12 protein-coding genes and 1 pseudogene are annotated in these 12,351 nt (G+C 72.9%); 10 read left to right on the forward strand and 3 right to left on the reverse strand.

The genetic code is table 11. The annotated features are described in order from the left end of the window. Positions 1 to 167 precede the first annotated feature (167 nt). Positions 168 to 1,362 (reverse strand): annotated as a pseudogene (locus tag ACRWND_RS13840) (alginate lyase family protein). Between the two features lie 585 nt (positions 1,363 to 1,947). On the opposite strand from ACRWND_RS13840, the gene ACRWND_RS13845 reads away from it, so the two are divergent. Beyond that, positions 1,948 to 3,660, forward strand: coding sequence for a hydrogenase maturation protein (locus ACRWND_RS13845; RefSeq protein WP_431949037.1), 1,713 nt, complete (start codon positions 1,948 to 1,950; stop codon positions 3,658 to 3,660). A 337-nt stretch (positions 3,661 to 3,997) separates the two neighbouring features. Here the strand turns inward: ACRWND_RS13845 and ACRWND_RS13850 are convergent, their stop codons facing one another. Next, on the reverse strand, positions 3,998 to 4,372 hold the full coding sequence (locus ACRWND_RS13850; protein WP_431949038.1) for a fic family toxin-antitoxin system, toxin component: 375 nt from the start codon (positions 4,370 to 4,372) through the stop codon (positions 3,998 to 4,000). Further along, the gene (locus ACRWND_RS13855) at positions 4,369 to 4,614 is read right to left on the reverse strand and encodes a plasmid mobilization protein (RefSeq protein ID WP_431949039.1); all 246 of its coding nucleotides are present in this window, start codon (positions 4,612 to 4,614) and stop codon (positions 4,369 to 4,371) included. Before ACRWND_RS13855 ends, ACRWND_RS13850 begins: the two co-directional genes overlap by 4 nt. 357 nt (positions 4,615 to 4,971) lie before the next feature. On the opposite strand from ACRWND_RS13855, the gene ACRWND_RS13860 reads away from it, so the two are divergent. From ACRWND_RS13860 to ACRWND_RS13900, 9 genes are all read left to right on the forward strand, one after another. Further along, a complete protein-coding gene (locus tag ACRWND_RS13860) occupies positions 4,972 to 6,057 on the forward strand; it encodes a hydrogenase expression protein HypE (RefSeq protein ID WP_431949040.1) in 1,086 nt (361 codons plus the stop codon). Between the two features lie 65 nt (positions 6,058 to 6,122). After that, a complete protein-coding gene (locus ACRWND_RS13865) occupies positions 6,123 to 7,907 on the forward strand; it encodes a nickel-dependent hydrogenase large subunit (RefSeq protein ID WP_431949041.1) in 1,785 nt (594 codons plus the stop codon). Beyond that, complete coding sequence (locus tag ACRWND_RS13870; protein WP_431949042.1) at positions 7,904 to 8,425, forward strand: hypothetical protein; 522 nt, start codon at positions 7,904 to 7,906, stop codon at positions 8,423 to 8,425. The genes ACRWND_RS13865 and ACRWND_RS13870 overlap by 4 nt, the downstream gene beginning before the upstream one ends. After that, on the forward strand, positions 8,422 to 9,093 hold the full coding sequence (locus tag ACRWND_RS13875) for a DUF5947 family protein (RefSeq protein WP_431949043.1): 672 nt from the start codon (positions 8,422 to 8,424) through the stop codon (positions 9,091 to 9,093). Before ACRWND_RS13870 ends, ACRWND_RS13875 begins: the two co-directional genes overlap by 4 nt. Continuing rightward, positions 9,090 to 9,737 carry a DUF6084 family protein gene (locus tag ACRWND_RS13880; RefSeq protein ID WP_431949044.1) on the forward strand — a complete coding sequence of 216 codons (648 nt, stop codon included), beginning with the start codon at positions 9,090 to 9,092 and terminating at the stop codon, positions 9,735 to 9,737. Before ACRWND_RS13875 ends, ACRWND_RS13880 begins: the two co-directional genes overlap by 4 nt. Next, positions 9,734 to 11,098 (forward strand): hypothetical protein, encoded by a 1,365-nt coding sequence (locus ACRWND_RS13885; protein WP_431949045.1) that lies wholly within the window; start codon positions 9,734 to 9,736, stop codon positions 11,096 to 11,098. Before ACRWND_RS13880 ends, ACRWND_RS13885 begins: the two co-directional genes overlap by 4 nt. Then, entirely contained in the window at positions 11,095 to 11,613 is a 519-nt protein-coding gene (locus ACRWND_RS13890) for a hydrogenase maturation protease (protein WP_431949046.1), read from the forward strand. Before ACRWND_RS13885 ends, ACRWND_RS13890 begins: the two co-directional genes overlap by 4 nt. A 66-nt stretch (positions 11,614 to 11,679) precedes the next feature. After that, positions 11,680 to 11,784 carry a DUF6893 family small protein gene (locus ACRWND_RS13895; RefSeq protein ID WP_431949047.1) on the forward strand — a complete coding sequence of 35 codons (105 nt, stop codon included), beginning with the start codon at positions 11,680 to 11,682 and terminating at the stop codon, positions 11,782 to 11,784. Between the two features lie 165 nt (positions 11,785 to 11,949). Next, a complete protein-coding gene (locus tag ACRWND_RS13900; protein WP_431949048.1) occupies positions 11,950 to 12,348 on the forward strand; it encodes a hydrogenase maturation nickel metallochaperone HypA in 399 nt (132 codons plus the stop codon). The last annotated feature ends 3 nt before the right edge of the window (positions 12,349 to 12,351 follow it).

A 12,351-nucleotide genomic window follows, 5' to 3' on the forward strand; every position in this document is an offset into this window, starting at 1 on the left:
CGGAGTCGGACGAGCGAAGGCCACAGCGGTGCGCCGCGCCGGCCGGCGCGGCGGTGACCTCCACGGAAGTCGGGGTGGCCGCGGGTCGGCCGGGTGACCGGCGCGGATCGGCCCCCGTTGGACGGTCCGCGCCGGTCGGCTGACGACGCCGATCAACTCGACCCGGCTCAGGCCGGGTTGTCGCCATGGGTCAGCGTCTCCCAGGCGACGAAGAGGTTGTTGGTGCCGGCCGGGCGCTGGGACTCGGTGAGCGCCTGGGTGTTCGTCATGGCGTAGCCCAGCCGGTTGTGCATCGCGTTGTAGCCGACCTCGGTGACCGGCCCCAGCCCCAGGGTCAGGCGCCCGCCGCACAGCCAGGACGGCACTGCCTCACCCCGCTGGTACTTGGCGTGGAAGCCCAGCGCGTGCCGGAGCCGCTCGCCGACCTGGGGGTAGAGGTCCTCGCCCTGGATGCGGCTGGTCTCCGCGACATGGGCGATCGATGAGATGCCGTAGCCGGTGTGCGTGAAGTCGCGGCATGTCTCCTGGCTCAGACCGGTCACGAAGGTGGACTGCCCCTGCCAGTAGTTGATGATCTCGTCGCGGGTGTCGAGCCCGCTACCCGGCACCGTCTTCGGCAGCGCGCCATCGGTGTCCAGGTAGACGTAGGCGGCGACACGGTTGAGGTAGCGGGTGACCGCCCTGTCGTAGGAGGTGCGGTCGTCGAGGAAGACGGAGATGCCGACGGCGGCCTCCATCATCGTGAGCTCCCAGTTGCCGTTGCTCCTGGAACCGCCCGCGACCTCGGGGAGGTAGACGTCGCGCAGCATGGTGGCGAAGCGGTTCACATTGGGCCAACTGGTGTAGGTGTAGCGGATGATCTCCGCGGCGCGCGGCCACACGGAGCCGGCCCAGCCGGTCTGCAGTGGGGCGTTGCTGTTGGTGTGGTCGGCGATGGTGGCCGACCAGGCGTCCATCAACTGGATCGCCTTCTGCGCGTACCTGGCGTCGCGGGTGATGTACCAGGCCAGGGCGTTGGTGTAGGCCGCGATCGCGTCCTCGCGCTCGTCGGTGCAGCCGTTGTTGGGGTTGGAGTAGGAACCGCACTCGACGATGGCGCGCGGCTTGGGGGCGCGACTGCGAGGCGTACCGCGACGCCATCATCTGGTCGTACGCACCCTTCCACGGCTGGGCTCCGGCCTGCACCTTGCCGCGGACGAAGTCGAGTTGGGCGCGGCTGACCAGGACGCCGGGGTGGCTGAAGGCGGCCGGCGCGGCCTCGGCACGGCCGCCGCCGGGCAGGGCGGTCAGGAGGGCGGCGACCAGCGCCGCGACGAGGGCGATGACGCCCTTGGTGAGGTGACCTCGTGCTCTCAGGGGCATGGGGGGACGCCTTCCCAGGAGACGGCGCGTTCACAAGCGTGAATGATGGGTGCCCTTGTGAACATGGCGATGAAGAAACGACGGTAGGACTAGACCAATGCCCCGTCAAGCCTCCCTGCACACACGGCCGATGACCCGTGACGGCGCGACGCAGGTCCCGCCGTGCCGCCAGGGGGCCGGGCGCGTGACGTCCCGCTGAGGCGCGGGCCCCGCCCGCGCGCCTTGGAGTCGTCCCCGCCTGAGCGAGCGCACCCACGACCCCCGCGTCCGGAGGCGGGACACCCGCCGTGGACCTGGCCGCCACCGGCCGCGTCCTCACCCAGGTCACCGAGCGCGCCCACGCGGAACTCGCGGCGCCGACCGCGCGACCACGCAGGCCCGTACGGCAGGCCGCGCGGCGCCGCCGCCCTCGGCGCCCGCCCGGCGACGCCGGTCCCGCGGCCCCGAAGCGGCACCCCAGGCGGCGATCGGGTGAACCGGCGGCCGGGCCGCACCCCCGGTCGCCCTCCGGACGGGCATCATCGCTGGAGGCCGGGGCCGGTGCTTCCCCCTCCCCGATCGTGCCGGGCGGCCCGGGAGGTCGTCATGCACATCCTGCTCATGGCGTCGGCGTTCAACAGCCTGACGCAGCGCGCCTACGCGGAACTCGGCGAGCTCGGCCACACCGTCGCCGTGGAGGTGACCCCGGACGCCGACGCCATGCGCACGGCCGTCGCCCGCCACGAGCCGGAACTCGTCGTCGCGCCCATGCTCACGACGGCGATCCCCGCGGACGTCCGGGCCGCCCGGACCTGCCTGATCGTGCACCCCGGCCCGCCCGGTGACCGCGGCCCGTCCTCGCTCGACCGCGCCGTGCAGGAGGGCGCCGCGGTCTGGGGCGTGACGGTGTTGCAGGCCGAGGAGGAGATGGACGCGGGCCCGGTGTGGGCCTCGGTGGACTGCGCGGTGCCGCCCGTCGGCAAGAGCGACCTGTACCGGGGCGAGGTGTCGGACGCGGCGATGGAGGCCGTCCTGCTGGCCGTCGACCGGTTCGCCTCGGGCGCGTACGTCCCCAGACAGCAGGACGACCCGGCGCTCAGGGCGGTCGTGAGCGTCCGGCCCCCGCTCCGGCAGGACGAGCGGCGCATCGACTGGACCGCCGACCCGACCGCGACCGTGCTGCGCAAGCTACGCGCCGCAGACTCCAGGCCTGGCGTCCTGGACGAACTCCTCGGCGCCCCGTGGTTCCTGCACGGCGGCCACCCCGAGGACCGGCTGCGCGGCGCACCCGGAAGACTGCTGGCCACCCGCTCGGGCGCGGTGTGCCGGGCCACCCGCGACGGCGCGGTGTGGATCCCCCGTCTGCGGCCCCGCCCCGCTCCGGACGGCCCGCCCACGTTCGCGCTGCCCGCCGTCACCGCTCTCGGCGACCGCCTGCCGCCGCTGCCGGAGGACCCGCTGCCCCCGGAGTCCGCCGGCGACCGGGACACCTGGGCCGACATCCGCTACCGCGAGGAAGGCACGGCAGGCGTCCTGTCGTTCACCTTCCCGGGCGGCGCCATGTCCGCCGCCGACAGCCGCCGGCTCCTCGCGGCGTACCGCCACGCCTGCACACGGCCCACCTCGGTGCTGGTGCTGGGCGGCACCCGGGACGTGTTCTCCAACGGCATCGACCTCAAGACCATCGAGGCCGCCGCCGATCCGGGCGCCGAGTCCTGGGCCGCCATCACCGCCATCGACGACCTGGTCGAGGCCGTCCTCACCACCACCGACCGCCTGGTGGTCGCCGCACTCGGCGGCAACGCGGGCGCGGGCGGCGTGATGCTCGCCCTGGCCGCGGACGAGGTCTGGTGCCGCCAGGGCGCGGTGCTCAACCCGCACTACCGGCTGATGGGCCTGTACGGCTCGGAGTACTGGACGTACACCCTGCCCCGCCGGGTCGGCCCCGCCACGGCCGCACGCCTGACGGAGCAGGCCCTTCCGGTCGGCGCGGCCGCCGCCCTGCGGATCGGCCTGGTGGACCGGCTGCTGATGTGCGGCCCGCAGGAATTCGGCGCCGACGTCGCCCGCCTCGCGGCCCGCCTGGCCCGCTCGGCCGGGATCCAGTCCAGGATCGCCGCCAAGAAGGCGGAGGCGGACCGCCGTGAGGCAGAGCGCCCCCTGGCACACCATCGCGCGACGGAACTCGCCCGCATGCGCGAGGCCTTCTTCGACCCCGGTTCCCCCTACCACGCGCTGCGCTCCGCCTTCGTGCACCGCCGCGCGCCCGCCGGCACCCCGCCCCACCTGCGCGCCGCACCGGACGCCACCTGCCCGTGAGCACGCACCGCCCGGTCGGGTCTTCAGGGGGCCGTCTCAAGGACACGCTTCTCCGAGTCGCGACCACCAGGACCCACCCGCCGTCAGCCGGCTCCGCCTCCAGCCGGTCAACCGGCTCGAAGTCCTGCCCGCCGGCCGCCACTTCACCGACCCCGACCTCATCGTCGCGGGCAGCACCTGGACCCTCCCGGCAAGGACGAGCACACGCGCGGAGGCAGGCCTGCAGCACGGCGACCGGAGCCGAGCTCGCGTGACCGTCCGGCCACACGTCGCCGACTGCGCGGCGGCCGCTGTCGATGCCGATGACGTGTCTTCCTCGCTCACCCAGTGCGCCCTCCTACGCCGCCACCCACCCTCGGAGGGCCTCCGCCACCGCCCGCACATTCAGGGCGTCCCGGTCGATGCGTGCCGCAAGCTCCGCCGCCTCCTTCGCGCCGACCGTCACGATCGCCCCGCTCGCCGTCAGGTACGCCGCCGCGACCACAGCACCGAACAGCTCATTCGCGTGCTCCAGCGCCGGCACCCGGATGAGCTGGTGCATCAGCGCGGCCGCACGATGGTGCGCCTCCGCGTACACCGGGGTGTCCATCACCTTGTCCGCGTGTCTCGCCACCGCGGCCGCCATCGACCCGAAGTCGGTCACGTCGGGGTCACCGGGCATGTTCCGGTGGGTGAGGTCCAGCAGCCACGCCCGGTCGATGTGGACGATCACGCGGCGGCCCCGGCATCGTCTCCGGCCTTGGGGTGCCCGAACTGCTCGGCGAAGGTGTCGCCCCAGGCATCGGCGAAGTGCGCGCCCGCGCCGAGGAACCGGTGCCGCAGATCGTTCGCCTCGTCCGCGAGAACCTGCCGGGCGTATTCCGTCACGCTCATACCGGCGGCCGCCGCGCGCGCCTCGATCCCGGCGGCCGTCTCCGCGTCCACCCGCACATTGATCTGCCTCTGGCTGCTCATGCGCCCACAGTAGCGGCTGGTACGCGCCGCTACATGGGCTTTCGGCGGGTGCTCTCCCCGTGCTGGACGCACCACTGCCAAGCTCGCTGCGTCTCCCCGGCACAGCCTCGCGTTCCGCCGGCCTCACGCCCGGCCGACCGGTGACCGCGCGGTGCGGAGCACCCCCGGCCGGGAACGGCGGCCCGACAGCGACGCCGTACCGGCGGAAAGAGAGCAGCAGGCCGACCGGCGAGACCCGCGATCGCGGTGCGGTCACCGTATTGGCCCTCTTCGACGTCCCGTCCCGGCGAGCCACTCGCTATGAAGGGGAATAGATGCCTTTATGTGGCATTTGTCGCTCGATGAGGAGGCATCCCGATGGGTGCGACTGCTTCGACCCAGAACGACGCCACGCGGACCCCGGCAGCCGGAGACGAGGAAGCCCCGATCCACATCCTCTGGATCAACGCGGGGCTGAGTTGCGACGGCGACTCGGTGTCGCTGACCGCCGCGACGTTGCCCAGCATCGAGGAGATCGCCCTGGGCGGCCTTCCCGGCCTCCCCAAGGTCCAGGTGCACTGGCCGCTGATCGACTTCGAGTGCGGTCCGGTCGGGGGCGCCGACACCTTCATCGAGTGGTTCTTCAAGGCCGAACGAGGCGAGATCGAGCCGTTCGTCCTGGTCGTCGAGGGGTCCATCCCCAATGAGGCGATCAAGGCGGAGGGCTACTGGTGCGGCTTCGGCGACGACCCCGAGACCGGTCAGCCGATCACCACCAGCGAGTGGATCGACCGTCTCGCGCCCAAGGCCCTGGCCGTGGTCGCCATCGGCACCTGCGCCACCTACGGCGGCATCCACGCCATGGAGGGCAACCCGACCGGCGCCATGGGCGTGCCGGACTACCTGGGCTGGGACTGGAAGTCGAAGGCGGGCATCCCGATCGTCTGCGTGCCCGGCTGCCCGATCCAGCCCGACAACTTCGCCGAGACGCTGACGTACCTGCTCTACCAGGCGGCCGGCTCAGCGCCGATGATCCCGCTCGACGACAAGCTGCGCCCGGCGTGGCTGTTCGCCGCGACCGTGCACGAGACCTGCGACCGCGCGGGCTACTACGAGCAGGGCCAGTTCGCCGACCGCTACGACTCGCCGCAGTGCCTGGTCAAGATCGGCTGCTGGGGCCCGGTCGTCAAGTGCAACGTGCCCAAGCGCGGCTGGATGGACGGCATCGGCGGCTGTCCCAACGTCGGCGGCATCTGCATCGCCTGCACCATGCCCGGGTTCCCGGACATGTTCATGCCGTTCATGGACGAGCCGCCCGGCGCGCGGCTGTCCAGCGCCGCCAGCGGCGCGTACGGCGCGGCGATCCGGCGGCTGCGCTCCATCACGGCCAGGACCGTGGACAAGGAGCCCAAGTGGCGCCACACCGGCCGGAAGCTCACCACCGGCTACAAGGCTCCCTGGTGAGCCCATGGCACCGCCCAGGCCGCTGACACCCACCTCCCCCGCTTGACGAAGGGCACGCACACACCATGGCTCCGAAGACGAGGACGGCCGGAGACGGCAGCGGCCTGATGGAGATGTCCTGGGATCCGATCACCCGGATCGTGGGCAGCCTCGGCATCCACACGAAGATCGACTTCAAGCAGAAGCGCGTCGCGGAGTGCTACAGCACCTCGTCGGTCTTCCGCGGCTACAGCGTCTTCATGCGGGGCAAGGACCCCCGCGACGCGCACTTCATCACCAGCCGCATCTGCGGCATCTGCGGCGACAACCACGCCACCTGCTCGGTCTACACGCAGAACATGGCGTACGGGGTGAAGCCGCCGCACCTCGGCGAGTGGATCATCAACCTCGGCGAGGCCGCGGAGTTCATGTTCGACCACAACATCTTCCAGGAGAACCTGGTCGGGGTCGACTACTGCGAGAAGATGGTCCGCGAGACCAATCCGGGTGTCATGGAGCAGGCCGACCGCACCGAGGCCCCGCACGCCGCCGACCACGGCTACCGCACCATCGGCGACATCATGCGCTCGCTCAACCCGCTCGAGGGCGAGTTCTACCGCGAGGCGCTGCAGGTCAGCCGCTACACCCGCGAGATGTTCTGCCTGATGGAGGGCCGGCACGTCCACCCCTCCACCCTCTACGCGGGCGGTGTCGGCACCATCGCGTCGGTGCAGCTGTTCACCGACTACCTCACCCGCCTGATGCGGTATGTGGAGTTCATGAAGCGCGTCGTGCCGCTCCACGACGACCTCTTCGACTTCTTCTACGAGGCCATGCCGGGCTACGAGGAGGTCGGCCGCCGCCGCGTCATGCTGGGCTGCTGGGGCGCGTTCAACGACCCGGATCACTGCGACTTCACCTACGCCAACATGACCGACTGGGGACGGAGGATGTTCGTCTCCCCCGGCATCGTGGTGGACGGGAAACTGGTCACCAACGACCTCACGCAGATCAACCTGGGCATCCGCATCCTGCTGGGCAGCTCCTACTACCAGGACTGGGAGGGCCAGCAGCAGTTCGTCACCCACGACCCGCTCGGCAACGCCGTCGACCCGCGGCACCCCTGGAACCAGCACACCATCCCCGCGCCGCAGAAGCGCGACTTCGGCGACAAGTACAGCTGGGTGATGTCGCCGCGCTGGTTCGACGGCAAGGACCACCTGGCGCTGGACACCGGCGGCGGCCCGCTCGCCCGGTTGTGGTCGACCGCCCTCAACGGCCTGGTCGACCTGGGCTATGTGAAGGCCACCGGCCACAGCGTGGTCATCAACCTGCCCCGGACGCTCACCAAGCCGGAGACCACCCTCGAGTGGAAGATCCCGCAGTGGAGCAACGCCCTGGAGCGCAACCGGGCCCGCACCTACTTCCAGGCCTACGCCGCCGCCTGCGCCCTGCACTTCGCCGAGAAGGGTCTGGAGGAGGTCCGCGCGGGCCGCACCCAGACGTGGGAGAAGTTCGAGGTCCCGGACGAGAGCATCGGCGTCGGCTTCACCGAGGCGGTGCGCGGTGTGCTCTCGCACCACATGGTCATCCGCGACGGCAAGATCGCCAACTACCACCCGTACCCGCCGACCCCGTGGAACGCCAGCGTCCGCGACAGCTACGGCACCCCGGGCCCGTATGAGGACGCGGTGCAGAACACGCCGATCTTCGAGGAGAACCCGCCGGAGAACTTCAAGGGCATCGACATCATGCGGGCCGTGCGCAGCTTCGACCCGTGTCTGCCGTGCGGCGTGCACATGTACGTCGGCGGCGGGCGCACCGTGGAGAAGCTCCACGTCCCCACCGGCCTGAGCGGTATGGCCGGATGAGCGCCGAGCAGACGGCGCGGCGCGTCGAGGAGATCCTCGACGCGTTCGCGGCCACTGGCGACGACGAGACGGCGCGCGCCGCGGAGGAACTGGTGCGCACCCTCATGGAGTTCTACGGCGCGGGCCTGACCCGCGCGGTCTCGCTGCTGAAGAACGGGGCGGCCGACCCGCTCGCCGTGCTGATGGCCGACGAGATGGTGGCGGGGCTGCTGACCCTGCACGACCTGCACCCCGAGGACACCCTCACCCGGGTCGGGCGCGCCGTGGAGGCGGCCCGTGCCGGCGCGACGGTGGGCATCGAGCACTTCGACCCGGAGACCGGCACGCTGCGGCTGAGTGCCCGCGAGGACGGCGGCTGCGGCTGCCCCAGCACCATGGACGCCACCCGGCAGCGCATCGAGGCCGCGCTGTCCTGCTTCGCCCCGGAGGTGGCGGTGGTCGAGATGCCGCGCTCCGGTCCGGCGGCGGGAGAGCCCGCGCTGCTGCAGATCGGCGACCGTCCGCCGGGGGCGCCGTGAGCGGGCGGGCCCGCGGAACAGGACTGCGCCGCTTCGTCACGCCCCGGCAGCCCGCGCCCGAGCGCTGCGAGCTGTGCGGGGTGGAGCTGACGGGCCCGCACCGGCATCTGGTCGACACCGGCAACCGCGCGCTGGCCTGCGCCTGCGTCCCGTGCGCGCTGCTGTTCGAACGGCCCGGGGCGGGCGGCGGGCGTTTCGCCTCGGTGCCCGACCGGGTGCTGAGCGACCCGGGCTCGGTGCCCGACGCGGCCTCATGGCAGCGGCTGCGCATCCCCGTCTCGGTCGCCTTCTTCTTCCACAACTCGGCGCTCGACCGGCCCGTGGTCCTCTACCCGAGCCCGGCCGGCGCCACCGAGAGCGAGGTCGACCCCGACACCTGGCGGGCCGTATTCGGCGGCTCGCCGCTGGCCGACGCGCTGCGACCGGACGTGGAGGCGCTGCTGGTCCGCCGGGACCGCGACGGCGGCGGAGACGACAGCGGCGGCACGGGTGGCTCCGGCGAGTGCTTCCTCCTCCCGGTCGACCGGGCCTATGAGCTGGTGGGCCGGCTCCGTCTGAACTGGCAGGGATTCGACGGCGGTTCCGGCGCCCGCGCCGAGTTGGCCGCCTTCTTCGACGACGTGAGAGAGCGGGCCGCCTCGGCGCCGCGGGAGGGGTTGCCGACGTGACCGAGCTGGACTTCGGCTGCACGGGGGTACGGGCCGATCCGTACGCCGCCGGACCGACGCTGGTCTTCCGGCTGCGGATCACCGCGCACGGCGGGGAGCGGGTGCACGCCCTCGCGCTGCGCTGCCAGTTGCGCATCGAGCCGGCGCAGCGGGCGTACGGCCACACGGAGGAGCGGGGTCTTCGTGACCTGTTCGGCGGGCGCGAGCGGTGGGGCAGCACGCTGCAGCCGCTGCAGTTCGCGCAGGTGGCGCTGATGGTGCCGGGCTTCACCGGGGAGACCGAGGTGGACCTGCCGGTGCCGTGCACCTACGACATGGACGTCGCCTCGACGAAGTACTTCGAGTCCCTGGAGGACGGTGAGGCGCCGTTGCTCCTGCTCTTCTCCGGCACGGCCTTCGCCGGGCCCGGCGGCTTCCAGGTGCGGCCGGTGCCCTGGGACAAGGAGGCCGTGTGCCGCATGCCGGTGGCCGTGTGGCGCGAGGCGATCGACGCCCACTTCCCCGGGTGCGGCTGGATCCGGCTCCCCCGCGCCGCGCTGGAGTCGCTGCGCTCCTTCCGCAGCGCGCACGCCCTGCCCTCGTGGGAGGCGACCGTCGACGCCCTGCTCGCCCGCGCCGCGGCTACGGCCGGGGGTACGCGGTGACGGCCGCCGAGGATCGTTTCGCGACCGCCCGCCAGGCGGCCGACGCCGTGCTGTTCGAGGGCTATGTGCTCTATCCGTACCGGGCGTCCGCGGCGAAGAACCGGATGCGCTGGCAGTTCGGGGTGCTCATGCCCCCGGCGTGGGCGGCAGCGTCCGGCGAACCCGTCCTGCAGCGGACCCAGATCCTCATGGAGCCGCGCGCCGACGCCGTGCTCCACGCGGAGTTGCGCTTCCTGCACGCCCAGCGGCGCACGGTGGAACGGATGCTGCTCGACGGCGAGTTCGAGCCGACCGACGAGCTCCGGTTGCCCGACCGGGTGCTGGTGCCCTGGGACGAGGGCGTGGAGGAACGCGTCGACGTGTCCGTCGACATCGCGGCGCTCACCGCGCAGGACGTCGTCCTGCCCTTCACCGTCCCGGCGACGGAGGACACCGAGCTCCTGACCGACGCCTACGGCCTCACCGCCGGGCGCGTCATGCGCCGCCGGGCCCCTCTCGAGGGCGTCCTGCGGATCTCCGCGGAGGAACTGCCCGGCCCCTACCGGGTGCTGCGGCTGACCGCGGTCGCCGAGAACACCGGGGGCGCCGTCGCAGCCTGCCGGGAGGAGGCGCTGCCGCACGCGCTGGTCTCGGCCCATCTGATGCTCGGGCTGACCGCGGGCTATTTCGTGTCGATGACCGACCCGCCGGAGTGGGCGAAGGCCGCCGTCGCCGAGTGCCGCAACGAGAACACCTGGCCGGTGCTGGCGGGGGACGACGCCGCGGCGAACGTGGTGCTGTCCTCCCCCATCATCCTCGAGGACCATCCGCGGATCGCACCGGAGAGCCCGGGCGCGCTCTACGACGCCACCGAGATCGACGAGATCCTGGCCCTGCGAACCGCCGCCCTCACCGACGAGGAGAAGCTGCAGGCGCGCGGCACCGACGACCGCGCCGCGGCGGTGATCGACCTCGCCGACTCGATGCCGCCGGAGGTGATGGAGCGTCTGCACGGCGCGGTGCGCGGGCGGCGCGCGGTCGCCACCGCGCAGACGCCCTCCGGCGCGGTGCCCGAGACCCCCTGGTGGGACCCGGGCGCCGACGGCTCGGCCGACCCGCTCCGGGACCGCGCCCTGGTCGGCGGCACCTGGGTGTCGGCCGGCAGCCGGGTCGTGCTGCGCCCCGGACTGCGGCGCACCGACGCGCAGGACCTCTTCCTGCAGGGGCGCAGCGCCCAGGTGGAGGCCGTACTGCACGACGTGGACGGCGGGGTCCACCTCGCGGTCACCGTCGACGGCGACCCCGGCGCGGAGATCCGGCGCGAGCAGGGCCGCTTCCTCTACTTCCAGCCGGACGAACTCGCACCCCTGGAGGACATATGAGCGCCGGAGGCGTGCTCGTCGCGGGCATCGGCAACATCTTCCTCGGCGACGACGGTTTCGGTGTGGAGGTGGTGCGCCGGCTGTCGCGGCAGCCGCTGCCCGACGGCGTCCGCGTCACCGACACCGGCGTACGGGGCGTGCACCTGGCGTACCAGCTCCTCGACGGGTACCGCAGCGTCGTCCTGGTCGACGCCGTGGCGCGCGGCGGCGCCCCCGGCACACTGCACGTCATCGAGACGCCGCCGCCGGGCGCGGACGGCCCGGGCGACCTCCTCGTCGACGGGCACCGGATGACCCCGGACACCGTGCTGGCGCTGCTCGACACCCTCAGCGCCGGAACGGGCGCCCCCAAGCCCTCGCGGGTCCTGGTGGTGGGCTGCGAGCCGGCCTGCCTGGAGGAAGGCATCGGCCTGAGCGCCCCCGTCGCCGCCGCGGTGGACGAGGCCGTGCGCCTGGTGCTGCGGGTCGTCGGCGAGGAGTGCGGCCGGCCCGCGGACCCGCACACGGTGGCCTGAGCGGCCGCCGCGGCAGCGGAACCCGGACATCGCAAACCAGCGACGAGCAGAAAGGAGCACCCCGCCATGTGGAAGATCGCCCTGGGCGTGGTGGGCGCGGCCGTGGCCGCCCTCGCCGTGTCGCGCGTCCTGCCGGACGTCAAGCGCTACCTGCACATCCGGTCGATGTGAGGCCGAACGGGTAGGCCGTCGCCGGCCCGGCGGCGTGGCGGTCCGGGGCCCCCGGCCGGCGGGCCTTCAATGGAGCCGCGTGAGCCGCCGGCACCGCACGCCGGACCGCCCGCCGGCCACCGGCAGCCGGGGTCCGGCCGGCCCCGCACACCGGAGAAGAGACCGATGCACGAGATGTCCATCGCAGTGGCGGTGGTGGAGCAGGTCGAGGAGGCCGCCGCCCGGCTCGCTGACGACACGGGTGCGGTTCCCCGTGCACAGTCCGTCCATCTGGAGGTCGGGGAACTCGCCGGAGTCGTGGCGGACGCCCTGCTCTTCAGCTTCGACCTCGCCTGCGCCGGCACCGTGCTGGAGGGCGCGGCCCTCACCACCGACACCGTCGCGGGCCGGGCCGGCTGCACGCGCTGCGCACGGGTCTGGCCCACCGGCATGCCCCCGCGGCTGAGCTGCCCGGGCTGTGACGGCGCGGCGACCGAGCTGCTGTCCGGCCGCGAACTGCGGATCACCGAGGTGCGGTGGGCCGAGCGGAGCCGGCCGGCCGCCCCACTCCCCGAGGAGCGCTGAGAG

The organism is Actinacidiphila sp. bgisy167 (genome assembly GCF_965342175.1).
Taxonomy (GTDB): domain Bacteria; phylum Actinomycetota; class Actinomycetes; order Streptomycetales; family Streptomycetaceae; genus Actinacidiphila.

What these genes read in the sequence shown, in the direction of transcription:
- ACRWND_RS13855 (WP_431949039.1), bottom strand. Translation starts at nt 4,614, where the DNA reads ATGAGCAGCCAGAGGCAGATCAATGTGCGGGTGGACGCGGAGACGGCC.
- ACRWND_RS13865 (WP_431949041.1), top strand. Translation starts at nt 6,123, where the DNA reads ATGGCTCCGAAGACGAGGACGGCCGGAGACGGCAGCGGCCTGATGGAG.
- ACRWND_RS13900 (WP_431949048.1), top strand. Translation starts at nt 11,950, where the DNA reads ATGCACGAGATGTCCATCGCAGTGGCGGTGGTGGAGCAGGTCGAGGAG.
- ACRWND_RS13890 (WP_431949046.1), top strand. Translation starts at nt 11,095, where the DNA reads ATGAGCGCCGGAGGCGTGCTCGTCGCGGGCATCGGCAACATCTTCCTC.
- ACRWND_RS13845 (WP_431949037.1), top strand. Translation starts at nt 1,948, where the DNA reads ATGCACATCCTGCTCATGGCGTCGGCGTTCAACAGCCTGACGCAGCGC.
- ACRWND_RS13860 (WP_431949040.1), top strand. Translation starts at nt 4,972, where the DNA reads ATGGGTGCGACTGCTTCGACCCAGAACGACGCCACGCGGACCCCGGCA.
- ACRWND_RS13895 (WP_431949047.1), top strand. Translation starts at nt 11,680, where the DNA reads ATGTGGAAGATCGCCCTGGGCGTGGTGGGCGCGGCCGTGGCCGCCCTC.
- ACRWND_RS13870 (WP_431949042.1), top strand. Translation starts at nt 7,904, where the DNA reads ATGAGCGCCGAGCAGACGGCGCGGCGCGTCGAGGAGATCCTCGACGCG.